The following is a 21,990-nucleotide window of genomic DNA, read 5'->3' as shown; positions in this document are numbered from 1 at the left end:
ACAGTCCTCCTCGTCTGCCGAAGAGGGACACAGGGTATCGCCTGGCGCGACCGTGCCGGTCGGGTCGAGCGCTAGGCCGCCTGCTTGCGCTCGCGCGCCTCGATGAGGTAATCGCGCGAGGCCTCGACCCGGCGCCGCGCCGCCTCCCAATCGGCGAGCAGCTTGCCGTCGCGCTTGACGATGCGGCCGTCGACGATGACCGTGTCGACGTTGGAGACGTCAGCACAGATGACCACCGTGGCCACCGGGTCGAAGAGCGGCGCCGTGTTGACGGCCCCGCCGTCGATGACGACGATGTCCGCCTTCTTGCCTGGCGTGAGCGAACCGATGCGATCCTCCTGCAGCACCACGTGAGCCCCGTTGATGGTAGCCATCTTCAGGATATCGCGGGTAGTGAAGGTGTCCTTGCTCACCGGCGTGTCGGTGGGCCAGGCCGCCTCGTGCAGGTGTGCCCGCTCACAGGCGAAGGCGCAGCGCATCTCGGTGAACATGTCACCCGGCACGGTCGTCACGACGTCGATGCTGAGGCTGGGTCGCAGGCCGAACTGTATCGCTTTGAGGATCGGAGGCCAGCCGTGCCCCATCTGCATCTCGACCTGCGGCGCGATCGAGACCTTGCCCCGGCTGGACGCGACGAGTTGCCACTCCTCGTCGCTGAAGTGGCAGCAGTGGATGTAGGTCGTGTCGGGGTAGAGGAGCTGCAGCCGCTCGAGGTGCTTGACCATCCCCCAGCGCCCGGCCAGACGGCCCATCGCGACGTGCACCGTGATCGGCAGGCCCAGGTCGCGTGCCATCTCCCACTCGGCGCGCACCACCTCATCCGTGCAGAAGCCTGGGCCGCGGGTCGCGAGCGCCATCGTGAGCAGGCCCTGATCCGAGTTGAAGTACTGCACGCGCACCCGCTCGATATCCTCGCGCGGCATGACGATGGTGCTGTTGAACCAGTACGCCTGGAGCGAGGTGTTAGCGGTGCCATAGGCGTAGACTGCGCGGATGCCCGCGTCCTTCAGGCCCTGGATGGCTGCGTCGGGATGCTCGCTGGTGTTGTTGATGTGCGACCAATCGACGAGCGTGGTGATCCCGGCATTCAAGCACTCGAGAGCGCCAGCGAGGTTGCTGGCGTAGACGTCCTCCGGACGGTAGAGCGGCGCGAACGTGTCGAGCACCTCGACGAAGTAGTCGTCCAGGGTAGCGTCCGGCGCGCAGCCGCGGATCGCGGTCTCCCACGTATGCCGGTGCGTATCGATGAAGCCGGGGATGACCACCTTCCCCTGGGCATCGATCACCTCGGCATCAGCCGCTGCGATGTCGCGCCCGACCTGGGCGATGGTGTCTCCTTCGACCAGCACATCGCCACCGGGGATATCGCCGATCTGCTCGTCCATCGTGACGACATAGCCGCCGCGCAGGAGCAGACGATCCGCCATGGCACCCCCCTCTCCTGTGTGCACGAAGACCGCGGATCCCGTCCAGCAGGCGCGCACGCGCGCTGGCGCCGGAGAAAAACTCGATTGTGGCCCGCCACTATCAATCTCAGAGCAATGGGGAAAGCCAAGCCTGTCAAGCACTGGCGCGCAGAGGGTACCCGTTTCAGAGAGGGCTGCCGGCGGGGCAGGATCCGCTTGGTCGCCGCGAGACGCGTACCGGAAGGCGTGATGCCGGCCTGGGGGCCACTCTCCAGCCAGGCCAGCGGTGAGCTGTGTCCCACCTCATCGGCCGGGCGACGTAGGATTGAGCCCGGCCTGGCTGGCCGTAGCCAGGGGGCACCGGTACGACGCGCAGCAGGGAGAGGAGGAGTCCAGAGTGGGGGATAGCGGGCTGGATCAGCGTCAGGCGCCCTACTTCGAGGCCTGGCTGGAGTATCGACGGCAGGGGATCGTGTCCTTCTCGACGCCGGGCCACAAGCAGGGCCGGGGTGTCGCCCCCGAGCTGGCCGAGGCCTTCGGAGACGCGGCCCTAGCGCTGGATATCCCCCATGCCGGAGGCGTAGACGACACGCATCTCTCGCGAGATCTCCTGGGACAGGCCGAGCGGCTGGCCGCGGCGGCCTGGCAAGCGGACGACGCTCTCTTCCTGCTGAACGGCAGCACCACCGGCAACCTGGCCTTCATGCTGGCCGCCGGCCGGCCGGGCGCTCCGATCGTCGTCAGCCGCACGCTCCACAAGTCTCTGCTGGCCGGTCTGATCCTCAGCGGCGCGCGGCCGGTCTATGTCTGCCCGGCGATCCACCCCGAGGCCAACGTGATGCTCGATATCCCGCCCGCCACGGTGCAAGAGGCGCTGGAGCAGTACCCGCAGGCCCGCGCAGTCGTGCTGGTCAGCCCGGCGTACACGGGCGTGTCCAGTGACCTGCCGGAAATCGCCCGGATCTGCCACGAGCGGGAGGTCTCGCTCTTCGTCGACGAGGCCTGGGGACCACACTTCGCCTTCCACCCGGCACTGCCCCACTCCGCCATGCAGGCCGGGGCGGACGCCGCCGTCACCAGCATCCACAAGCTGCTGGGGGGACTGACCCAGACCGCGCTGCTGACGATGAAGGGAGACCGGATCACCCGGAGCCAGCTCGCCAGCGCCGTCGCTCTGCTCCATACCACCAGCCCGGCAGCCATGCTCTACGCCTCGATCGATGTGGCCCGGCGGCGCATGGCGCTGGAGGGGGAGGCGCTCCTCTCCCGCACGATCGAGCTGGCCTGGCAGGCCCGGGAGGCGCTCGCTCAGATCCCCGGCCTGCGCATCCTGGGGCCCGAGCTGATCGCCGGCCGCCCGGGCGCGGGGTTCGACCCGACGCGCATCCTGGTAGACGTGCACGGCCTCGGGCTGACCGGCTACCAGGCCGAGGCGATCCTGCGCGAGCAGTTCCGGATCGCGGTCGAGATGAGCGACCTTGTCAGCGTCATGCTGCTGGTCACGATCGGCGACACGCCGGAGACGATCCGGCACCTGATCGACGGGTTTACCGGGCTGGCCCAGGCAGCGGGGAGCTGCTCGGCACCAGCGCTGAGCGCCGAGCTGCGCTCGACCGGCGCGGTGCTGGCCGCCACGCAGCAGGTGCTGACGCCCCGGGAGGCCTTCCTGGCGCCAGCGGAGCCGGCGCCGCTGGAGCGCGCCATCGGCCGGGTCGCGGCCGAGCCGATCACGCCGTATCCGCCAGGGATCCCGGTGATAGCGCCGGGCGAACTGATCACGCCGGAGGTGGTGGACTACCTGCATGCCGGGCTGGCAGCCGGGATGTACCTGAGCGGGCCAGCCGATCCCACCCTCCGCACCGTGCGAGTGGTGGCCGAGACAGGGAGAACCTGAGCCATCGCCCGCTCAGCCCCCGCCCCACTCGCCGCGCTGATCGACGCCCTGAAGAGGCTCAGCGGGGCCTCCACAGCCTTGCCTGATGCCGTAGGGTACTCCTCAGCGCTCACGAGTCCCCTGGAAGAGGCTGATTCCCCAGCGGGCCGGCGAGAGTCGGCTCTCTAACTGAGCGCGGGGTTCCAGTTCCGCGCCAGGCGATGCCGGAAGATCCAGGCGAAGGCGGCATTAGTCTCGCCGGCCTCGGGAAGCATCGCCTGCCTCGACTCCCACGCGGCCCTGGCCACAGCAGCCCCTGGTCTCCGGCTCGCCCCGAAGGGGAACCGGAGAGCGCCGGCAGGCAATAGAGTAGATGACGATGAGCGACGATGAGCTGCTTGCGGCTATCGCCGCGGGTGACCACACCGCCCTGCGAACTCTGTTCGAGCGGCACGCCCCCTGGATGGCGGCGCGCCTGCGGCGCCGGCTGCCCCGCGAAGCGGTCGAGGACGTGCTGCAGGAGACGTTCATCGCGGTCTGGCGCGGCACACGGCACTACCGGCCGCAAGGGGCAGCCGGTGGCTGGCTCTGGGCCATCGCCTGCCGGCAGGCCGCCGCCTGGCTGCGCCGCAACGGGAGAGCTGTGATCTCGCTGGACGAGATCGAGCCCCCCCGGTCGGAGGATGTGATGGACTGCGCGATCGACCGGGTCGATCTCGAGAACGCGCTGGCCCAGATCGGGCCGGCGGGGAGCGACCGACGCCTGCTGGTCGAGCTGGCCCTGGTCGCGGGCTACCCGATCAAGGAGATCTCGCAGTTCCTCGGGATCCCGGAAGGGACGGTCAAGAGCCGGATCCACCGGCTTCGCCAGCGGCTGCAGCGAGCAATCGAGAGAGGAGATGAGCATGACCGAGCATCTCGATGATGTCGCTCACCTGAGTACCTGTGAGGCCTGTCGTCGTCGCGCGGCCGAAGGGCTGGATGTCGACTTGAGCGTGGTCTGGATCGGGGTAGCGGCCGAGGCCTGGGCCAGGCCGGACGGACGGATCGAGCGAGTCGCCCGGTGGCTACTCCGCTCGCCTGGCCTGGCCCGGGCGCTGGTCACCACGCCGTCGCTGGTACCTTCCTGGATCCTGGCCAGCATCGCCGTCCTGGCAATCGGCGTGCTGGCGACTGAGAGCACAGGCACGCCCTGGGTGCCGCTGCTGGCTCCGGCGCTGTCCGGCGCCGCGATCGCCTACGCCTACGGGCCAGGCATCGACCCGGCGTTCGAGCTGAGTCGCTCCTTGCCGATCTCCGATCGAATGGTCTTGCTGGTACGCGCGCTGGCGGTGTTCGGCCTCAACGCGTTCCTGGCCTTGTCAGCTTCGCTGGCGACACCGGCGATGCGCGGGCTCTCGCTGGGCTGGCTGATCCCGATGACGACGATCTCGGCGCTCGGCCTGGCGGTGGCAACCCTGGCGCGCTCGGCGAGCGCTGGCGTGGCGGCGGCGCTAACTGGCTGGGCTCTCGTCGTGCTGGGCGGAGCAGCGAGCACCCATCGCCTCGCGGCGGCGGTGACCGAGGTCACCTTGCTGCCGATGTACCTCGCCGGGACGATCGGGCTTGCGCTGCTCGCGTTGCACGCCAGCAGCGGGCGTCGGATGGAGCAACAGACATGGCAGTGACCGTGCAGGTCGAGCGACTATGCCAGCGCTTCGGACGGACGACGGTGATCGAGGATCTGGATCTCGAGATCGGCATGGGCGTCTTCGGGCTGCTGGGCCCCAATGGCGCTGGCAAGACGACGCTACTCCGGACGCTCGCGACGGTCATCGCGCCAGCCGGCGGCCGGCTGCGACTGCTGGGGCTCGACCCGTCCGAGCCCGAGCAGCGGCGGGAGCTGCGCCGGCGGCTGGGCTACCTCCCGCAGGCGATGGGCTATTACCCGAACTTCACCGTCTTCGAGTTCGTCGAGTACATCGCGCTGCTGAAAGAGATGCCGGCGAGGGACATCCGGCGCGCGGTGGCCCACGCGATCGAGCGCGTGGGGCTGGGCGACCGTGCCAAAGCCAAGCTGAAGACGCTCTCCGGTGGGCAGCTCCGGCGGGTCGGCATCGCCCAGGCGATCGTCAACGACCCCGAGCTGTTGCTGCTCGACGAGCCGACCGCAGGGCTCGACCCGGAGCAGCGCGTCGAGTTCCGCGCCCTCCTGCGCGAGATCGGGGCACGGGGCACGGTGATCGTGAGCACGCACCTCGTGGAAGACGTAGGCGCCGCCTGCACGGAGGTCGGGCTACTGCACCGCGGCCGGCTGGTGTTCCGGGGGACACCCGAGCAGTTGGCGGCGCTGGGCGAGGGGACGGGAGCCGGCGATACCCCGCTGGAGCGCGGCTACAGCGCCGTGCTGGCGGGCGCGCGGGCCGGCGCACGCGCCTGAGCAGTGCGGAATAGATGCGGAATAGAACCACGACTCGGCGATGGTGCCGATTGATGCCGGCGCCGGCTGCGCCTCGCGGACAGAGCACCATACGGGCTCGGGATGGAGTGTGGCTGGTGTGAGCGCGTGCGTGCTGGGTACCGAAAATTCTAGGAGGGTCGCGCGGCTGTACCTGACCTCACGCCGGGCAAGCCGGGCACTGGTCGCTATCCTGGCGAGCGCGGCGGGAGGCTGGCTCCTCCTGGCCCTGAGCCCTGATCGCCAGATGAGCAAGTTAGTCGAGCTCGTCGTGCCCCTCGCGCCTGCGGTGGTGATCGGGTCGGGCACCTGGTCTCCCCAGGGAGAGATCGAAGACACCTCCGGCCGACCGCTCGTGCCGCTGCGCCTGCTGCACCTCGGTGGGCTACTGGCCTGCGCGGCTGCCACGCTCGCGCTGGCAGGTCTGGCCTCTTCCGGCGCCAACACCCATTGGGTTCTCGTCCGCAATCTGGCTGGGTATACCGGGCTGGCTCTCATCGGGGCACGGCTGCAGGGATCGGCCTTCGTCGCGACCTTCTCCTGGGCGCTGCCGGTCGGGTATGCCGTGCTGGTCTTTGCTGCCAGCGAGCGGCTGGAGCGCGCCTGGGCCTGGGCCGGGCAACCGGCCTCGCGGGGTTCCGCGCTGGCGATCGCGGTAGCGCTGCTGGTGATCGGGCTGGCACTGATTCTACCGGCCAGGAACTGGCAGCGCGCGAGCGAAGGAGAGGTCGCATGAGCCTCGGGCTCTACCGGCTGGTAGCGATCGAGACGCGGCGGAACGCCGGGGTATGGCTCGTCGTCGCCATCCCGCTGGTCTCCTGGTGGCTCCTCAGTGCCTGGGGATGGGTCGCGATCCTGTGGAGTAGCACCAATGAACAACTCCAGGCCGCAGTCGCCCCCTTCGCGGTTCCCGCCGTCGCCGGCGTCGCGGCCTGGATGGCGGGGCGCGACCGCCGCCGGGGAATCGAGGACTTGCTCGACAGCACTCCAGCCCCACCTGCGGCCCGCGAGATCGCGCTGTGGGCAGCCACGGCCGCGTGGGGAGTGCTCGCGTATGCCACGTTCGCTGCCTTTATGATGGCCCGGACGGCTCTCTCAGCGACCTGGGGCGGGCCGGATCTCTGGCGCGTGGCGATCGTGCTCGCCGCGATCCTGGCCGGGGCCGCCTGGGGCTCCCTAATCGGAAGACAGATCCCGAGCCGGCTCACGCCACCTCTGGTCACCGTCGGCGTCTTGGGATCGATGCTGTTCCTGGCGAACTACCGCGTGCCGGCCGCCAGCGGAGGGTCGAACCCGTCCTGGGTCAACTACCTCGCCCCTGACAAGACGACGCCCGAGACCGCCCCCTGGCAGATGCTCCTCTATACAGGGCTGACCGTCGCGGCGCTCGCCGGCTCAGCGCTGCGTCGCCGCCGGGCAGTGCTCTACCTGGTAGCTCTGGGCATCGCCGCCTTGCTGGCGCTCGCCGGAGCGGTGATGGTCTGGGGTTCCTGGCCTCGCTACGATCCAGCCACCGGCCTGATGCGGGACGGCTGGGGCCGCCCGATCACGTCGCCGACCCTGGAGGCAGTTCAGCCAGTCTGCCGAGGCGCTCCCGTGAGCGTCTGCGTGCATCCGCAGTACCTGCCGCTCCTGGACGAAGCAGTCGAGGAGGCAAACCGGCTGGTCGAGCCGCTGCTCGGGCTCCCGGGCGTTCCGATGCGGGCGGAGGAGGACGATGCCGGCTTCGTCGGCGGTGGGAGCTCCTCGCTCCTCGAGGTAGGGAACCAGGGCTGGCTCTCCGTCGCGGCATTCGCCGATGACCTCGTGGCCGATCCGGAGTCGAGGGTAGACGGCGCGATCGTGAACGAGGCTCAGCTCGCCATACGGATCTGGCTCATCGAGCGGGCGAGGATCCGGCACGCGCACACCCTCGGGTGCCACGAGGGCATACCCGCGATAGTCACCGAGGATTCCTGGCGTCCATTGCATGAGTTCGTGCCTGGATCGTCAAACCTGGACGGCATGCCCACTCCCCAGATCTGCCAGGCGGTCGAGCGCTTCAGCCGGCTCTCCCCGGCCGAGCAGCGCGACTGGCTCGAAGCGCACTACGCCGACCTGCGCGCCGGGCGACTAGCGCTGGATGACCTGCCATGATGCCGTCAACCTTTTCGAGAAGCGATCTACCAGACGACCTAGGGGATCGAGCGCGGCTCGAGTCGGCATCGCACCAGTCGGACTGCGGGCTAATCGCTATTTGCCACTACCGTCTAATGGCCGGCCGCTCCGCACGGCGTCGACCACGGCGCGGACGGTGGCCTCCGGCGTCGCAATGGGGATGACGCAGCCAGGCGCGACCATCATCTGGCGGCCGTCGAGCTGGGCCACGGCGTCGCGCGACTGGGCCGCGGCCTCTGCCGGCGCCATCGTCGCGATCGCCCGCTCGTCGATGCCGCCGACGACGCAGCGACCGCTCAGTCGCTGGCCTTCGGCCAGGGAGGGCCAGGTACGCCGGTCGTGCCAGTTGAGGGCGTGAACCGGGTAGCGCGCGAGCTCTTCGAACATGATCGCCTGGCCATGGAGGTGCAGCAACGTGAAGCGCGAGCCGGCCGCGGCGTCCAGCACCTGGAGGTCGTACGGCACCCCGAAGGCGCGATACTCCTCCAGCGCCAGCAGCTCGGTCGTGGCGCACTGGGTCGCGAAGAAGATGCCGGAGGCCCCGCGCTCCAGGCTGGCCTGAGCCACGGCCCGGGTCACCTGGGTGATGACGGCCAGGCCCTGGTGGACGAGGTCGGGGCGTTCGCGCAGGTGCTCGATCACCCGGCCGGCCGAGAGCTTCATCGCGACCGTCAGCGGGCTGAAGACCGTCTGCAGCACCGGCACCTCGCCGCGCAACGCCTCATCGACCAGCCGGGCTGCCTCCACCACCTCCCGGTTCATGCCGCGATCGACCGGTACCGGCGCGAGCCGCGCCCAGTCTTCTGGTGAGGTCACCGGGTAGCGGACAGTCTCGCGGGTGCCGCCGGGGCTGCCGCGGTAGACGCTCTCGGCGCCCCAGTCGATCGTCGGGTAATCGCCTGGCGGCATCAGCTTGACGAAGTCGAAGTCGAACGCCCGCTGCCACTCCAGCGTGGCCGCGGCTAGATCCTCAGCGGTCTGGTCGCGCTCAGGGAAGTGCCGCCAGAGGCTGACCGGCGGGACATCGACCTCGGCGCCGCGCAGCGCCGCCTCGACCCGCTCCCAGTGGCTCAGCATACGACTCCCTCCTCTCCACGCGGGGATGGACTGCGCCGCGGCTCCCGCGGCTGCGCCCGGGCCTATGGGAGCGTTCTACCACACTGGGACTGTACCCGACGGAAGACGGCAGCAGGCCGCGCCTCTCGGGAACGCGGTGCGCCCGTCATGGCAGCGCTTGCCGGGCTAGCTCGGGAAGGGATCTGCCACCCGACGAGCGATGGGGCTACGACAGTGTAGGAGCGAATGGTCATTCGCCCCTACTCGTGCAGGTCTCACTTCCCTCCCGCCGAGCCAGTGTCGAGAAACGGTTGCCTGCCGCGGGAGGAGCGAGCCTGGGACGGCAAGCCGAGCGCGATCGACCGGCGAGCGAACACCGGTGGTAGTCGGAGAGTTCCGGTCGGCCCGCGCATCTCACTGCGGCCCGGCGGGACCCTCGAGCGCCGGGGGCTGTGCCGGCAGCGCGGCCGGCTGCTCGGGCTCCTGGAGCATGGTGACACCCTGGAGGCGGGCGAGCGTCTCCAGCGCCGTGCCGACGTGCTGCTGGAGCGCACCCCGGCTGTTCGTTACCATGGTCAGGCCTTGCGAGAGGCGGCCATTCAGTTCCTTCTCCATGTCGGCCAGTGCATTCTCCAACGCCTGGAACAGCGGGCTGAGTCGGGCCGGGTCGAGCTCGCTGCGCGGGACGAAGCGGATGGCGAGCTGGAGTAGCGTGAGCAGGTAGGGCACGGCCATGCTGTAGGAGATCACGACGACCCCCTGGCGCAGGGCGTAGGCGTGCGCGCGCTGCGTGTTCTGGTAGACCGCTTCCGGCACCGCCGCCACACCGATCCCGAGCGTCAGCTCGGGGTGGAGGTACTGGGCGATCTCGTCGATCTTCTTCTCCAACGCTTTCTCGATCTCCCGCACGAGACGGTCACGCTGGGCCGGGTCTTCGCAGGCAGCCAGCTCCTCGAGCTGGCTCGCCGCCACCCACTTCGAGTCCACTGGTACCAGCTTTCCGTTGGGGAGGCGGAACGCCAGCTCCACTGTCTTGCCGCTGATCGAACAGTTGAAGACCTTGAAGTCAGCCGGCAGGTGCTCGACCAGCGCCTCGAGAATGCGCTCCCCGGCCGCGCCGCGGGAGCGAGCCCCGGCGATCACGCCTTCCAGGCGCCGCAGCACGTCGGCCATCTGCTGCTGGCCCCGCAGCGCCTCCTCGTCGCCACGCCGCATCTCGGCTAGCAACTCGCGCGTGGCTCCGAGCGCCTGGCTAAGCTGCTGGAGGGAGCTGGCCAGCTCCTGGCCGCGCTGCTCGGTATGTCCCAGCCCGCTCTCCAGCTTGACGATGCCCTGCTGGACGAGGCCGAGATCGCTCGCCACCCGGCGCTGCTCGGCCTGAAGCTGAGCGATCGCGTCACGGAGCTGCTGGAGCTCGGCTCCGACACCGCCGTCTGCGCCCGACCGCCTCAGTCCCAGGACGAGGACGAGAACCGCGATGATCAGAGCAGCCAAGCCGACGACGAGCACGAGGACAGAGAGCGCGGAGTCCATCGATCCCCCTCGACGCGGGACGAACCCGCGGCAACGTGTCTCTACCCCAGGATACCTGCTTGCTTTGCGCTAGGGAAGCGGGCCGATGGTACCGATTTCGCCGAGTGCTCAGTACAGGTCTAGCTCGCCACGGCGGCGGATCAGGCGATCGATCCAGGCGAAGACGGCCGCGCCGAGCAGCGGGCAGACCAGCGCGGACAGGGCCAGCGGCAGGAGCGAGGGGGCGAGCTCGGCCAGCGTGGCGCGGTGGAGGGCGGCGGCTGCGAGCGTCTCCATGCCGTAGCCGATCGGCAACGCCCGGGCCAGCAGGCGCAGCGGCTCGGGAAGCGCGGCGACCGGGTAGTAGATACCTCCCAGCAGCATGATGACCGGGGAAACCAGGTTAGAGAGGTGGTTGGCCTTCTTGACCAGCAGGCCGAGCCCGCTGAGCGCCACGCCCAGACCGCCCACCGAACAGAGATAGAGCGGCAGGGCCACGGCGAGCGAGAGCGGGTTCGGGTCGAACTGGACGTCGAAGAGCAGCACGCCGGCCAGCCCCACGGTCAGCGCCCCGGCCACGACCTCCGTCACGCCGGCAGCGGCAAAGCCGATCAGCCAGCCCAGCCGCGAGCAGGGCGCCAGGAAGAGCGCCGGCAGCGTGCCGCGCATCCGCTCGCGGTCGAGTACCTCGCCGACCCAGAACAGGCTGATCCAGAGCGCGGAGTTCGCAATCAGGGCAACGACGACGTAGGGGAGCAGATCGCGGCGCCCGCTGGCATAAATCAGCCCGGCGATCGTGAGGTCGAAGACTGGCCGGATGGCCCAGACGAGGAGGTAGCCTCCCCGGGCGATGAAGTCGAGCCGCTCCCTGAGCATCACCAGCCAGGAGGCGCGCAGCGCTGCCAGCTCGTGACCTATCGCGCTCGTCCAGCCTGTCGATTCCATCCCGCTCTCCTCTGCTCGCCCGGTCCGGCTCACCCGACCGGGGACGGCTCGTGGGCCGGGGGTACCCCAGCGACCCGCGCACCCAGCCGCATGAGGGCGTGCCCCAGCTCCTGGCGTACCCGCCCAGGCTGGCGCAGGGACGGCACGGCCAGAGCCGCTCGCCGCTCCTGAGCGGCCCGCTCGAGGAGCTGGTTCCGGCGGTCCTCTACCATCAATTCGGAGAGCAACGGGTTCAGCGTCATCGCACACCACCTCTCTTCGTCTCGCGCGCAGCGCCTCCGTCCCTGTCGTCAACGCCGATGGGCAAGGGCGCTCCCTTCGCGCCGGCCCGGCAGGAGACCGCGGCTCGCGCTCCGGACGCGACCCGAGTGCCGGCGGACGCAGGCGACAAGGAGTAGAACGCGCGCGGAGGCCGATCGGTTCCAGAGATCGCCCGGTGGAGCATCCGCCCGTCCCGCATCGCGCTCACTCCAGCCCCAGCTCGTCGCCGCGCTTGGCTGCCCGCTCCACCAGCCGCAGCCCAGCGAACCCGGCGACGAGCAGCACTGCCGAGAGCACCGCGAGCTTGAGCAGCAGCGGGGCAATGGCGCCGAGGCCAGCGCCGGCCAGCAGGGTTAGGCGCAGGGCGTCCATCCCAGCACTGATGGGAAAGACGGCGGCGAACCGGTCGAGCGGCGCCGGCAGCGCGGACACCGGCACTACCATGCCGCCGAGCAGGTAGATCGGGCTCTGGAGGAAGTTGGCCAGCAGGTTGGCCCGGCGCGAGAGGACGAAGAACCCAGCGAGCGCGTAACCGAGCGCCAGCGTGCTCCCCAGCAGGCCAACCGCGGCGAGCAGCAACGCCAGCGGGTCGCGCACGACCAGCTCCACCCCAAAGCCCCAGGCCAGCAGCCCGGTGACCAGGGCGCTCGGCAGCACCCAGACGGCCCAGTCGCCGAGCCCGTAGCCGAAGACGACCGCCGACCGGCCGGCCGGGGTGAGCAGGAGCGCCAGCAGCGTCCCCTCCTGCCGCTCATGCTCGATCGCGTAGCCGCTGGCCCAGAGGTTGGACGACCAGAGCAGGATGCCGATCGTCCCAACCAGCAGGTAGCCCTCGACGTCTACCCCGGCGACGACACTCCGGCCGGCGGCCCGGTAGGCGATGAGCAGTGTCAGGTAGTAGAGCGCCGGGAAGACCGGGCCACGGATCATGTGGATGGCATACGCCACGCGGCGCTGGATCTCGGCCCACGCAGTGGCCCAGACGACGGCCAGGAAGCCAGCTAGTGGCGAACTGGGCGGTGCTGCCCCAGCGATCAGACGCACGCGACGGCTCCGTTCGTCAGGGCCAGGAAGGCGTCCTCGAGCGTCGGCTCGAGCGCCTCGATGACCTCGATCCGCCCGCCCTGCCGGTGGACGAGGCCAACCACCTCGTCGATGGCCCGCGCCCGATCGTGACACTTGAGCACCAGCTCAGCCTCGCCGTCGCGGCTCGCCGGAAGGGCGACCGACCGCACGGCCGGGCAGGACTCCAGCATGGCGGCCAGCGTCGCCGCCGGCAGGCCGCTGACGCGGAGCCGCAGCCGCTGGTCGGTATCCACCCGGCGCTTGATGCCGGACGGGGTGTCCTCCAGCACGATACGGCCGTGGTCGATGATGGCGATCCGGTCGCACAGCTCGTCCGCCTCGTGGAGGTAATGGGTCGTAAGCAGCACGGTGTGCTCGGGCGCCAGGGCTTTGATTGCGCGCCGGAGGCTGACGGCGGCCGCCGGGTCGAGCCCGATCGTGGGCTCGTCGAGGAAGATCACCGGCGGGTCGTGGAGCAGGGCCTTGGCCAAGTGCAGCCGCTGCTTCATCCCGCGGGAGAAGCCCTCTACCCGGTCATCGGCCCGGTCAGCCAGGCCGACCAGCTCCAACAGCTCCTCGACCCGGCGCAGCAGTCGCTCGCGGGGCAGGCCGTAGAGCCGGCCGAAGTAGAGCAGGTTATCGCGCGCGGAGATCTTGCCGTAGAGGCCACGGTCGCCGCCCAGCACCACGCCTAGCCGGCGCCGCACCTCCCGCTCCTGGCGCACCACGTCGAAGCCGGCCACGCTCGCCCGGCCGCTGGTGGGAATGAGCAGCGTCGAGAGCATCTTGATCGTGGTCGTCTTCCCCGCGCCGTTATGACCGAGGAGGCCGTAGATCGTGCCGGCCTCGACGGCGAAGGTGACGTCATCGACCGCGACGATCTCCCGGCCACGGCGCCGCAGCCAGCCGCGGCGCTGGAACGTGCGCCGGAGATGCTCGGCCTCGATGGCGTGCATGGCACTCTCCCTCCCAGCCACCCTCGCTTGCCTCACCGCAACAGCCGGTCGAGCAGGAACTGGGCCTCCTCGACGGTGATCTCGCCCTGGGCCAGCGCCTCGAGGATGGCGCGCGCCTCGTCGTCAGCGGTCGTCGTGGCCTCCCGGCGCGCCGGAGTGGCCCCACCACCGGTCTCAGGCGGTGGCGGCGGGGGCGGTGGCGGTGCCGGACGCGCGGTCGCCGGGGCCGGCCGGTCGAGCCAGCCCAGGCGAACGTCGCCCTGGTTCGAGCGCACGATCACCTCGGCCCGCTGCCCGGAGCCCTCCCCCACACTGCCGACCAGCCGCCGGCCGAAGGCACTGCGCGGCCCGCGCTGGCCGACGACGACCAGCGGGATGCTCGACTCGACGTCTCCGCGGGTCGTGACCTCGATCCGGGCTGGGAGACCACGCGGGAGCGCCACGGAGATGTCGCCGCTGCCCGACGCGTACTCGTGCCGGCCGAGACCGAGCCAGGCTTGAGCCGAGATATCGCCGGAGCCGGCCTTGATCGTCGTCTCCTCGACCGTGCTCTCGCGCACGCTCACCTGGCCACTGCCTGCTTTGATCGAGAGCGAGGGACAATCGCAGGCGATGACCTGGACATCGCCGGAGCCGACGACGATCGCCAGCGGGCCGCGCCCCTCGCGGGCAACCACGTCGCCGCTGCCGGTCTTGACCGTGACCGGGCCGGCGACGCCGCGAAGGGCAACCTCTCCGGAGCCGCTGGATACGTCGACCTCCCCGGAAAAGCCCTCGACCAGGACATCGCCGCTGCCGGTGGCGCCGGCAAACTGCCCCTCTCCCCCCTGAACGGTCAGATCCCCGTCATCCAGGCTGGCTTTGACCCGACCCCGCGCCCCTTCGAGTAGCAGCGCGCCGCGGCGCACGGCGGCGACCAGCTCCGGGAGGGAGCGAGGCAGCGTCAGTGCCAGCGGGTAGACACCGGGCACGACCGGCGCCTTTCTCCGGCGGCCGAGCCCTAAGCCCTCGAGCTCGATGCCCTGCGGGCCAATCGAGATACCGCCGCGATCGCCCAGCCGGACGACGATCCCCTGCTCGCTGACCTGCAGCCGGCTGACACCCCCGCCCGCGGGGCCGACCGCGCCGATATAGAGCTGGTCGTCAGCCGGCTCGACCGAGAGCTCGAGCTCGGGATCATGCTCGATCGCGATCGTGTCGGTATCGGCCCAGCGGACAGCAACGCGGGCCTGGTCGGCCTCGAGCTCGACCCGGCGAATGCCACTCGCCGGAATCTCACGACGCTGGCGCGTCTTCATCAGGAACCTCCTCCGATGAGCCCGCTGGGGCCCGCTCGCCTGACCGGCGGAGGAGCGCCAGCGCCTCAGCCGGGCTCAGCTCGCCGCGGGCGACACGCTCGAGGATCTCGGAGCGGGAGGCCGGAGAGCGAAGCGCGGGCTCCGGCTCCTCCAGCGCGGCGATGATCTCCTCCAGCTTGGCACGCACCGTCGGGTAGGACACCCCCAGCGCGCGCTCGACCTCGCTCAGGTTGCCCCGGCTGCGGACGAAGAGCGCGAGGAAGGCCTGCTGGTCAGGGCTGAGCCGGCTGAACGGGCTGGCGACCCAGCGACCGCGGAGCACGGTGGCGCAGGCGGGACAAGCCAGCTCGCGGATCTCCAGGGGCTGGCCGCAGGTCGGGCACTGTTGCGGCGCGTGGCGCATCGGTCACCTCCTTAGGTTCCAGCATAGCGATATTCTTGACCGATGTCAAGTGATAAATGAGAGATGATTAGTAATGAATGAGATCAAGCACGTTGCCGCGCCAGGAAGCTGCTCGCGCGCGTGCCGCTGCTCGCGCGCCCGCCGCCACGCATGAGGCCGTGGCGGCTGGCGGCGGGGTGCGCTACGCTGGGACGGCCACGCGGCCGCCAGGTCGGGCCGGGGACGACGCTGGGATCGATCAGGAGCGCAGGACATGACGATCGGCAGGGCGGTGTTGTTCGACCTCGACGGCGTGCTGATCGACAGCGAGCCGGCCCACTTCGCGGCGACCCGCGCGGCACTTGAGGATCTCGGACTAGGAACGCTCGACGAGGCGGACTACGCGCGCTGGATGCTCGGCCGGCCCGACCACAGCGCCCTGGCCGAGTACCTGGCTGCTCGCGGCCTACCGGCGGATGCGCTGCCAGCATTGCTGCAGCGCAAGGCGACCCGCTACGCCGAGCGGTTCGCGGCCGACGTGCGCCCGCTCGCCGACGGGGTCGAGACGCTGCGGGCGGCACACGCCGCCGGCCTAACGGTCGGAATCGTCTCGGGCGCGCTGGCGTCAGAGATCGTCTGGGCGACTGAGCGGCTGGGGATCGGCGGGCTCATTGCGGTGGTGGTGAGCGGCGATGAGGTCATCTGCGGCAAGCCGGATCCGGAGCCCTACCTGCTGGCGGCCCGCCGGCTGGGACTGGAGCCCGGCGCGTGCATCGCCGTCGAGGACGCGCCGGCCGGCGTGAGCGCCGCCCGGGCTGCCGGGATGCGCTGCCTAGCGGTCGACCGCCAGGGGTGGAAGAAGCGGCTCGCGGCCGCCGACCTGGTGGTTACCCGGTTGAGCTGGGAGGCGCTGAGCCGGTTGCTGGAGGGCTGACCGATCCTCTGAGGAGACCTAGCGAGCGCCGCGCGTTCGAAGTCGAGCCGGTTCCACGCGCCTGTTGCTGGTTGGGCGCTGAGCACGCCCGCGCGGCTACCATGCCACCGGGCGTCCGGCGTGGCCTCGGCGATCGCCGGGGCCGAGCGAGCTAGGGATGGCCAGGGCAGCATATGCCGTGATCGAGCGCCCGGCGTTACTGCTCCTGTGGCCGGCCTCGCGCGAGCTCGCTGGATTCGAGCTGGCGCGCGAACTCGGTATCTTTGCCGGTGATGCCGGCCTCGTCGTGCGTGGTCAGCCTGAGCCTGACCCGGTTGTAGTTGATGACGATCTCGGGATGATGCCGAAGCCGGCGGGCCAGGTCGGCCACCTCGTTGACGAACGCCATTGCCTCCCGGAACGTCTTGAAGCGGAACTCCTTGACAAGCGCTTCTTCCTCTCGTTGCCAGCCGGGCAACTCGGACAGCGCGGCATCGATCTCCTCTGGCGAGAGCTTGGCCATGCTCCCTCCTTCACTCGAAGGCCGAGCGAGTCGATCACATGTGGAGCACGTTCCGCCATTCGGCGCGCGGCGCAGCCGGATCGAGCTCGGCTGGATGATACCAGCCATTGCCTCGCAACCACCGGCGTCCGGCGGACAGCACAAGTATGACCGCGCCGAACCGGCTCTGTCACGCCCAGCGTGCCGTTGCCTCGGGAGCTGGGCAACACGGTGCCACCCGCGCCCGGTCGCCGCGAGCGGACTCCCGCGGCGACCGGCTGGAATAATTGTCCACACAACAACTTTCGAAGCTAGCTTGTCCCGCACGAGACGGGCCTATTACATTTTAGTCTCGCCATGTCATCATACCAATTGCTGAACGATTCTGAGATTCACCCAGATATCCATGTCACTCTCGTGATGATTAGACTCCGCAAGTCTCATTCTTTTCTTACACGCTTCCTTGACAACACTCTCTCTTATGGTTAGACTACCCGCAGCCCGCGACGGGCGCGGCGTCGTGCTGGAGGACGCCGGAGCAGGCCGAAGGGAAGCGGCCTGCATCGATCGGGATGGGGAGCGAATCCGTCCGCGCTTCGGGAAGCGGGAGGGGGGAACGTGTCCATTGGAAAAGCGGTCCTACGGCTGGTGGCCGGCTGCGCGCTGGTCGCCAGCCTGGCCGGTCATGCGTCGACGCACGCGGCCGAACTTTCTGTCGATCCGCTCTCACTCGCGACGCCTGTTCCAGACGTGTGGTACCGGTTCGACGGGCAGGTCCTGTTCGAGAGCGCGAGCCGATCATGGCTACTCGGCCCGGCGGTGCGCGCAGTAGCGCTCGAGCCGTACCGGGAATCGCCCTCCGGCGCCCGTACGGTCTACTACTTCGACAAGGGGCGACTCGAGCTGACTCATCCGGAGCGCCCACCTGGCGATCCGAGCCGGGTCACGTCCGGGCTGCTCGTCCGCGAGATGATCGCCGGCCAGATTCAGCTCGGGGACGCTACCTTCATCGCCGTCGCACCAGCGCAGATCCCGGTAGCAGGCGACACGGTCGGGAACGCGCTTGCGCCCACCTATGCGGCGCTCCAGCCGCTGGCCTCGGTCGGCGAGAACCCCCAGGCACGCCGGCAGCCGAACCGCGTGGGTCAGCCGGTGACTGCGCTCGTGCGCGCCGATGGGCAGGTCGTGGAGAATGCCGTCGCGGACAGCACGGTGGCGATCGGGTACTACGAGGAACGGCTCGGGCACAACATTCCGCAGGTGTTCTGGGATTGGATGAACCGGCAGTCGATCTCCTGGCAAGAGCTCGCCGGCCTACCACTCACCGAGCCGTTCTGGATCGACACTGTCGTCGGCGGCCGGCAGGAGCGCGTGTTGATCCAGGCGTTCGAGCGCCGGGTGTTGACCTACACACCGGCTAATCCTGAGCCCTGGAGAGTGGAGGCGAACAACGCTGGCCAGCACTACCGGGCCTGGCGAGAGCTGAGTGTGCCAGACGATCGCAGCCTGCTCGGATTGGCGGGTGGGGTGCCGCTCGGGGAGATTATCGTCAGCAAGGCGGTCGCCCAGGGTGTCGATCCCTACCTGTTCGCTGCCCTGGCCGCCGTGGCCAGCAACTTCGATCCGCTAGCGGTCAAGCCGGGGATCGGGCTCGGCCTCTTTCAGGTACCCATCGCGGTCAGCCAGCGAAGCGGGGTACCGTTCCCACTCGACCCTGCGGTCAATGCCGAACTCGCCGCGCGCGAGCTGAAGCGCCTGGCCAGCGAGCAACAGGACTGGCACGCTGCACTGGCGCTCTACCTCCAGGCGGCGCAGATCGCCAGCGGGGCTGACCAGGTTCTCCAGAAGGCGCAGGAGTACCGCGCAGCGTTTCAGAGCCCGCCGACCCTCAGCGAGCGGAAGACGTACCGGCTGATCGCCCGGGGTCAGGCGGCCTACTACGACCCGGGATACACGGTCGCCTGGTGGGAGGGAGCCCTGCGCCGCCACGCCGGGTGGGGCGGCGCGGTGCCCGGATGGCAGCTCGACCCGAACGGCTACTACTGCGTGCACCCCGATTTCCGTCCCGGCCAGCGGCTTTTCCTAACCGCCAACGGCGTAGGGCTGTGGTGCACGATCGGCGATACGGTGGCAACCCACCATGTCGCGCAGTGGCGTAGTCGCTGGGCCGTCGAGCTGTCGTGGTCGGCATTCGAGGCGCTCAGGTTGGACCAGCGCAACAGCGTCTCGGTGTGGGCGCCGTAGTCACCCACGCGGCCGGTCAGCGTGCGCCGGCGACGACCATCCGCATGACCTCGACGGCGCGCTCGATGTCGGCGCGGGAGACATCCAGGTGAGTGACCGCGCGCATCCGCGTGCGGCCCACTGCGCCCATGCGGACGCCGTGCCCGATCAGCGCCTGGTTGATCTCCTGCGCCGTCCGGCCAGTGCCCGCGACATCGAAGAAGACGATGTTGGTCTCGACCTCGTCCGGATCGATCGCGATCCCCGGGATCTCCGCCAACCCGGTAGCCAGCAGGCGAGCATTGGCGTGATCCTCTGCTAGCCGCTCGACATTGTGCTGCAGTGCGTAGATCCCGGCCGCAGCGATGATCCCTGCCTGGCGCATCGCTCCGCCGAACATCTGCTTGTAGCGCCTGGCCCGGCGAATCGTCTCGCGATCGCCGGCCAGGACAGCGCCGACCGGGCACCCCAGCCCCTTCGAGAGGTCGATCCAGCAGGTGTCCATCTTGGCACACCAGACATGTGCAGGGATACCGGTAGCCACGACGGCGTTGAGCAGCCGGGCGCCGTCGAGGTGCACCTTGAGGCCCAGATCATGAGCTTTGTCAGCGACCGCCTCAAGGGTCTCGAGCGGCCAGATCTTGCCGCCGCCGCGATTGTGGGTGTTCTCGATACACACGAGCGTGGTCGGCGGGGTGTGGATACCGTCACCCGGCTGGGCAGCCTCTTCGACCTGCTGTGGGGTGAACACGCCGCGCACGCCGTCCACCAGATGGGTCATGACACCGGCCAGCAGGCCCGGCCCGCCGGCCTCGGAGGTGAAGGGGTGAGCGTGTCGCTCGAGGACGATCTTGTCACCGGGCTGAGTATGGAGCTTGATCCCGATGATGTTGCACATCGTGCCCGATGGGAGGAAGAGCGCGGCCTCCTTCCCGGTCAACTCCGCGACCATCTCCTGGAGCCGGTTGACCGACGGATCCTCGCCGAGCTGCTCGTCGCCGACCGGCGCCTCGGCCATGAAGCGCCGCATTTCCGGCGATGGCCGGGTTGCCGTATCGCTGATCAGGTCGATCATCGCGTCGCCCTCCCTCTAGCAAGAAGATCCCCGCACACTCGCCTTCGAGTCTCCGTATACTACCGCAGGCGTGTGGGATCTGGCTGGTAGGGTCGAGATGGCGAGAGTGCGCTGGAGCCGCCCCGCGTTGCAGTCACCGACGGCGCGGCTCTTCGTCGCGATGCTGTTCAACGAGGGGGCGATCGGGCTGTACGTGACGCTCTGGCCCCTCTACATCGCCACGCTGGGAGCGAGCCCGCCGCAGATCGGCCTGGTGATGGGGTATGCCGGCCTGATCCGGTTGCTCTGCCTGTTGCCGAGCGGTGTCCTCAACGATCGGATCCCCCCACGCCGCCTTATCCTGGCCACGCGCTCGCTGGCCGTGCTCGGGCTAGCCCTGTGCGGCCTGGCCCGCGAGTGGTGGCAGTTGCTGCCGGCGACCACTGTGCTCGGGGTCGGCGTGCTGGCATTCCCGGCGCTCTCGAACCTGATCGCCGGCTTGAGCGCCGACAGCGCGCAGCGCACCCGGAATTTCACGCTGGTCTATACCGTTGCGCCATCGGTAGCCTTCCTGGTCACCCCGGCGCTGGGCGGGATCATTGCCCAGCAGCTCAGCCTGCGGGCAACGCTGCTCGCGGCCGCGCTGCTGACTGCCATCGCGGCGGCCATCCTGGTTACCATCCGGCCGCCGGCCACCGAGCGACCTGAGGGGCCACCGGCGAGCTACCTAGCGGCGCTGCGATACCGGCCGGTTCTCCTCGTCTCGCTGATGATGCTGAGCACGATCACCTTTCTCACGCTGGGCTGGACGCTCGCTCCGAACTTCCTGCAGGACGTGCACGGGCTCGAGTTCCAGACGATCGGCTGGCTGGGCTCGTTAGGAGCTGGGGGAAGCGTCCTGCTCAGCCTGGTCATCAGCCGGGTACGGTTCTTCCAGCCACCGTTCAACGGGCTGGCGCTGGCACTGAGCTCGGTGATCGGCGGCTTTGCGGTGCTGCTGCTCGGTGAGACACTGTGGGCCTTCGCGGTCGCCTACGTGCTCCGTGGCGGCTTCCTGGTCGCCTGGTCGGTCTTCTATGCGGCCTACGGGGAGGTCACGCCGGCAGAGCTGCGTTCCCGCGCCTTCGCCCTGGCAGAGATCCTGGGGAGTGCCGGATCGACGATTGCGCCGTTCCTGGCCGGCTGGTTGTACGCGATCGACCCACGGCTCCCACTGGCACTCGGTCTCTTGATCGCGCTCCCGCTGCTGGCCGCTGCGCTGCAGTTGGGACGCCAATTCCGCCCGCCGGCACCGGCTCCGGTCGCTGCCGCGACGGATTGAGCCGATCGGCGGCCGAGCCGAACGTCTGGAGTTCGCATCATGCCGCTACTGCGTCGGTCTGCCGACCAACCCGAGGAGCCTAGACCGACGACGGCGATGCTCCGCGCCGAGCGAGCGCGCGAGTGGGAGGCCTGTTTCCCCGGCGATGCGAGCGAGGAGGCGTACCGGGTCGTCTTTCTCCGCTACTCCCCGCTCCCCTGGCCGCTCGTGCACGCAGCTCAAGGCGACCTGCTCCGGCTATTGATCAAGCGGGTACCAGCCGAGCTGGGCGTTCCTGCCCTGCTGGCCGTCACGGCGCTCACCGCCACGCACCCGAAACCAGAGGCGGCGGCCAGGGCTGCCCTGGCAACGCTTCTCAACGACCTCCGCCCAGTGCATGCCCGCACGGTGCTGGCGACGCTGGCTGATGCCTGGAGCAATGCCGAGCGGGCGGCGTACGACCAACGCGGCCAGCTCATCGCGGCGGAACTGGCCCGCTCGGCGCGGCGGCTGGCCACGGCCGGCGCCGACACCGAAGGCGCGCTCTCGACACTGATGGAGCAGCTCGAGCTCGACGACTGGCGATAGACGATCCGGACCGTGAGCGATCATCTGCTGGTTCAAAAGAGGGAGAGCAGGGAGGATCACAC

At 69.5% G+C, this 21,990-nt stretch carries 21 protein-coding genes; 10 read left to right on the top strand and 11 right to left on the bottom strand.

From position 1 onward, the window contains the following. Positions 1 to 71: 71 nt before the first annotated feature. Positions 72 to 1,427 carry an amidohydrolase family protein gene (locus NET02_RS10185; RefSeq protein WP_284057303.1) on the bottom strand — a complete coding sequence of 452 codons (1,356 nt, stop codon included), beginning with the start codon at positions 1,425 to 1,427 and terminating at the stop codon, positions 72 to 74. Between the two features lie 376 nt (positions 1,428 to 1,803). On the opposite strand from NET02_RS10185, the gene NET02_RS10180 reads away from it, so the two are divergent. The 6 genes from NET02_RS10180 (at position 1,804) to NET02_RS10155 (ending at position 7,852) form a co-directional block, all read left to right on the top strand. Then, entirely contained in the window at positions 1,804 to 3,300 is a 1,497-nt protein-coding gene (locus NET02_RS10180) for an aminotransferase class I/II-fold pyridoxal phosphate-dependent enzyme (RefSeq protein ID WP_284057302.1), read from the top strand. A 358-nt stretch (positions 3,301 to 3,658) separates the two neighbouring features. Beyond that, positions 3,659 to 4,204: an RNA polymerase sigma factor gene (locus NET02_RS10175; RefSeq protein WP_284057301.1), complete on the top strand. Its 546-nt coding sequence runs from the start codon at positions 3,659 to 3,661 to the stop codon at positions 4,202 to 4,204. Next, entirely contained in the window at positions 4,185 to 4,946 is a 762-nt protein-coding gene (locus tag NET02_RS10170) for a hypothetical protein (RefSeq protein WP_284057300.1), read from the top strand. The genes NET02_RS10175 and NET02_RS10170 overlap by 20 nt, the downstream gene beginning before the upstream one ends. Next, positions 4,937 to 5,698, top strand: coding sequence for an ATP-binding cassette domain-containing protein (locus NET02_RS10165; protein WP_284057299.1), 762 nt, complete (start codon positions 4,937 to 4,939; stop codon positions 5,696 to 5,698). The genes NET02_RS10170 and NET02_RS10165 overlap by 10 nt, the downstream gene beginning before the upstream one ends. Positions 5,699 to 5,816: 118 nt before the next feature. Further along, entirely contained in the window at positions 5,817 to 6,452 is a 636-nt protein-coding gene (locus NET02_RS10160; RefSeq protein WP_284057298.1) for a hypothetical protein, read from the top strand. Then, positions 6,449 to 7,852, top strand: coding sequence for a hypothetical protein (locus NET02_RS10155; RefSeq protein ID WP_284057297.1), 1,404 nt, complete (start codon positions 6,449 to 6,451; stop codon positions 7,850 to 7,852). Before NET02_RS10160 ends, NET02_RS10155 begins: the two co-directional genes overlap by 4 nt. A gap of 96 nt (positions 7,853 to 7,948) precedes the next feature. Here NET02_RS10155 and NET02_RS10150 read toward each other — a convergent pair whose 3' ends face one another. From NET02_RS10150 to NET02_RS10115, 8 genes are all read right to left on the bottom strand, one after another. Beyond that, on the bottom strand, positions 7,949 to 8,950 hold the full coding sequence (locus NET02_RS10150) for a uroporphyrinogen decarboxylase family protein (protein ID WP_284057296.1): 1,002 nt from the start codon (positions 8,948 to 8,950) through the stop codon (positions 7,949 to 7,951). A gap of 393 nt (positions 8,951 to 9,343) precedes the next feature. Beyond that, positions 9,344 to 10,462 carry a DNA recombination protein RmuC gene (gene rmuC / locus NET02_RS10145; RefSeq protein ID WP_284057295.1) on the bottom strand — a complete coding sequence of 373 codons (1,119 nt, stop codon included), beginning with the start codon at positions 10,460 to 10,462 and terminating at the stop codon, positions 9,344 to 9,346. Positions 10,463 to 10,570: 108 nt separating this feature from the next. After that, the gene (locus NET02_RS10140) at positions 10,571 to 11,386 is read right to left on the bottom strand and encodes an ABC transporter permease (protein WP_284057294.1); all 816 of its coding nucleotides are present in this window, start codon (positions 11,384 to 11,386) and stop codon (positions 10,571 to 10,573) included. A 29-nt stretch (positions 11,387 to 11,415) separates the two neighbouring features. Continuing rightward, complete coding sequence (locus NET02_RS10135; protein WP_284057293.1) at positions 11,416 to 11,628, bottom strand: hypothetical protein; 213 nt, start codon at positions 11,626 to 11,628, stop codon at positions 11,416 to 11,418. A 223-nt stretch (positions 11,629 to 11,851) separates the two neighbouring features. Then, a complete protein-coding gene (locus tag NET02_RS10130) occupies positions 11,852 to 12,691 on the bottom strand; it encodes an ABC transporter permease (RefSeq protein ID WP_284057292.1) in 840 nt (279 codons plus the stop codon). Next, positions 12,682 to 13,668 carry an ABC transporter ATP-binding protein gene (locus NET02_RS10125; protein ID WP_284057291.1) on the bottom strand — a complete coding sequence of 329 codons (987 nt, stop codon included), beginning with the start codon at positions 13,666 to 13,668 and terminating at the stop codon, positions 12,682 to 12,684. The genes NET02_RS10130 and NET02_RS10125 overlap by 10 nt, the downstream gene beginning before the upstream one ends. A 32-nt stretch (positions 13,669 to 13,700) precedes the next feature. Continuing rightward, positions 13,701 to 14,966, bottom strand: coding sequence for a DUF4097 family beta strand repeat-containing protein (locus NET02_RS10120; RefSeq protein ID WP_284057290.1), 1,266 nt, complete (start codon positions 14,964 to 14,966; stop codon positions 13,701 to 13,703). Further along, entirely contained in the window at positions 14,944 to 15,369 is a 426-nt protein-coding gene (locus NET02_RS10115) for a DUF2089 domain-containing protein (RefSeq protein WP_284057289.1), read from the bottom strand. The genes NET02_RS10120 and NET02_RS10115 overlap by 23 nt, the downstream gene beginning before the upstream one ends. A 253-nt stretch (positions 15,370 to 15,622) precedes the next feature. On the opposite strand from NET02_RS10115, the gene NET02_RS10110 reads away from it, so the two are divergent. Then, positions 15,623 to 16,282 carry an HAD family hydrolase gene (locus NET02_RS10110; RefSeq protein ID WP_284057288.1) on the top strand — a complete coding sequence of 220 codons (660 nt, stop codon included), beginning with the start codon at positions 15,623 to 15,625 and terminating at the stop codon, positions 16,280 to 16,282. Positions 16,283 to 16,478: 196 nt separating this feature from the next. Here NET02_RS10110 and NET02_RS10105 read toward each other — a convergent pair whose 3' ends face one another. Continuing rightward, positions 16,479 to 16,784 (bottom strand): 4a-hydroxytetrahydrobiopterin dehydratase, encoded by a 306-nt coding sequence (locus NET02_RS10105; RefSeq protein WP_284057287.1) that lies wholly within the window; start codon positions 16,782 to 16,784, stop codon positions 16,479 to 16,481. Positions 16,785 to 17,381: 597 nt separating this feature from the next. Here NET02_RS10105 and NET02_RS10100 point away from each other — a divergent pair. Continuing rightward, the gene (locus NET02_RS10100; protein WP_284057286.1) at positions 17,382 to 19,007 is read left to right on the top strand and encodes a transglycosylase SLT domain-containing protein; all 1,626 of its coding nucleotides are present in this window, start codon (positions 17,382 to 17,384) and stop codon (positions 19,005 to 19,007) included. 16 nt (positions 19,008 to 19,023) lie between these two features. Here NET02_RS10100 and NET02_RS10095 read toward each other — a convergent pair whose 3' ends face one another. Further along, positions 19,024 to 20,061 carry a threonine aldolase family protein gene (locus NET02_RS10095; RefSeq protein WP_284057285.1) on the bottom strand — a complete coding sequence of 346 codons (1,038 nt, stop codon included), beginning with the start codon at positions 20,059 to 20,061 and terminating at the stop codon, positions 19,024 to 19,026. Between the two features lie 127 nt (positions 20,062 to 20,188). On the opposite strand from NET02_RS10095, the gene NET02_RS10090 reads away from it, so the two are divergent. Both NET02_RS10090 and NET02_RS10085 read left to right on the top strand, forming a co-directional pair. Continuing rightward, the gene (locus tag NET02_RS10090; RefSeq protein WP_284057284.1) at positions 20,189 to 21,361 is read left to right on the top strand and encodes an MFS transporter; all 1,173 of its coding nucleotides are present in this window, start codon (positions 20,189 to 20,191) and stop codon (positions 21,359 to 21,361) included. A 39-nt stretch (positions 21,362 to 21,400) separates the two neighbouring features. Beyond that, a complete protein-coding gene (locus NET02_RS10085) occupies positions 21,401 to 21,928 on the top strand; it encodes a hypothetical protein (protein ID WP_284057283.1) in 528 nt (175 codons plus the stop codon). Positions 21,929 to 21,990: the final 62 nt, after the last annotated feature.

The sequence above is a fragment of the Thermalbibacter longus genome (assembly GCF_023806485.1).
Lineage (GTDB): Bacteria > Chloroflexota > Chloroflexia > Thermomicrobiales > Thermomicrobiaceae > Thermalbibacter > Thermalbibacter longus.
Note: the sequence above shows the minus strand (reverse complement) of the source record. Positions and strands in the feature narration are given on the sequence as shown.

Bases quoted from the DNA above. Each gene is read 5' to 3' on its own strand.
- NET02_RS10150 (WP_284057296.1), bottom strand. From the start codon at position 8,950: ATGCTGAGCCACTGGGAGCGGGTCGAGGCGGCGCTGCGCGGCGCCGAG.
- rmuC (WP_284057295.1), bottom strand. From the start codon at position 10,462: ATGGACTCCGCGCTCTCTGTCCTCGTGCTCGTCGTCGGCTTGGCTGCT.
- NET02_RS10125 (WP_284057291.1), bottom strand. From the start codon at position 13,668: ATGCACGCCATCGAGGCCGAGCATCTCCGGCGCACGTTCCAGCGCCGC.
- NET02_RS10175 (WP_284057301.1), top strand. From the start codon at position 3,659: ATGAGCGACGATGAGCTGCTTGCGGCTATCGCCGCGGGTGACCACACC.
- NET02_RS10155 (WP_284057297.1), top strand. From the start codon at position 6,449: ATGAGCCTCGGGCTCTACCGGCTGGTAGCGATCGAGACGCGGCGGAAC.
- NET02_RS10140 (WP_284057294.1), bottom strand. From the start codon at position 11,386: ATGGAATCGACAGGCTGGACGAGCGCGATAGGTCACGAGCTGGCAGCG.
- NET02_RS10165 (WP_284057299.1), top strand. From the start codon at position 4,937: ATGGCAGTGACCGTGCAGGTCGAGCGACTATGCCAGCGCTTCGGACGG.
- NET02_RS10095 (WP_284057285.1), bottom strand. From the start codon at position 20,061: ATGATCGACCTGATCAGCGATACGGCAACCCGGCCATCGCCGGAAATG.
- NET02_RS10120 (WP_284057290.1), bottom strand. From the start codon at position 14,966: ATGAAGACGCGCCAGCGTCGTGAGATTCCGGCGAGTGGCATTCGCCGG.
- NET02_RS10085 (WP_284057283.1), top strand. From the start codon at position 21,401: ATGCCGCTACTGCGTCGGTCTGCCGACCAACCCGAGGAGCCTAGACCG.
- NET02_RS10110 (WP_284057288.1), top strand. From the start codon at position 15,623: ATGACGATCGGCAGGGCGGTGTTGTTCGACCTCGACGGCGTGCTGATC.
- NET02_RS10105 (WP_284057287.1), bottom strand. From the start codon at position 16,784: ATGGCCAAGCTCTCGCCAGAGGAGATCGATGCCGCGCTGTCCGAGTTG.
- NET02_RS10185 (WP_284057303.1), bottom strand. From the start codon at position 1,427: ATGGCGGATCGTCTGCTCCTGCGCGGCGGCTATGTCGTCACGATGGAC.
- NET02_RS10170 (WP_284057300.1), top strand. From the start codon at position 4,185: ATGACCGAGCATCTCGATGATGTCGCTCACCTGAGTACCTGTGAGGCC.
- NET02_RS10115 (WP_284057289.1), bottom strand. From the start codon at position 15,369: ATGCGCCACGCGCCGCAACAGTGCCCGACCTGCGGCCAGCCCCTGGAG.
- NET02_RS10135 (WP_284057293.1), bottom strand. From the start codon at position 11,628: ATGACGCTGAACCCGTTGCTCTCCGAATTGATGGTAGAGGACCGCCGG.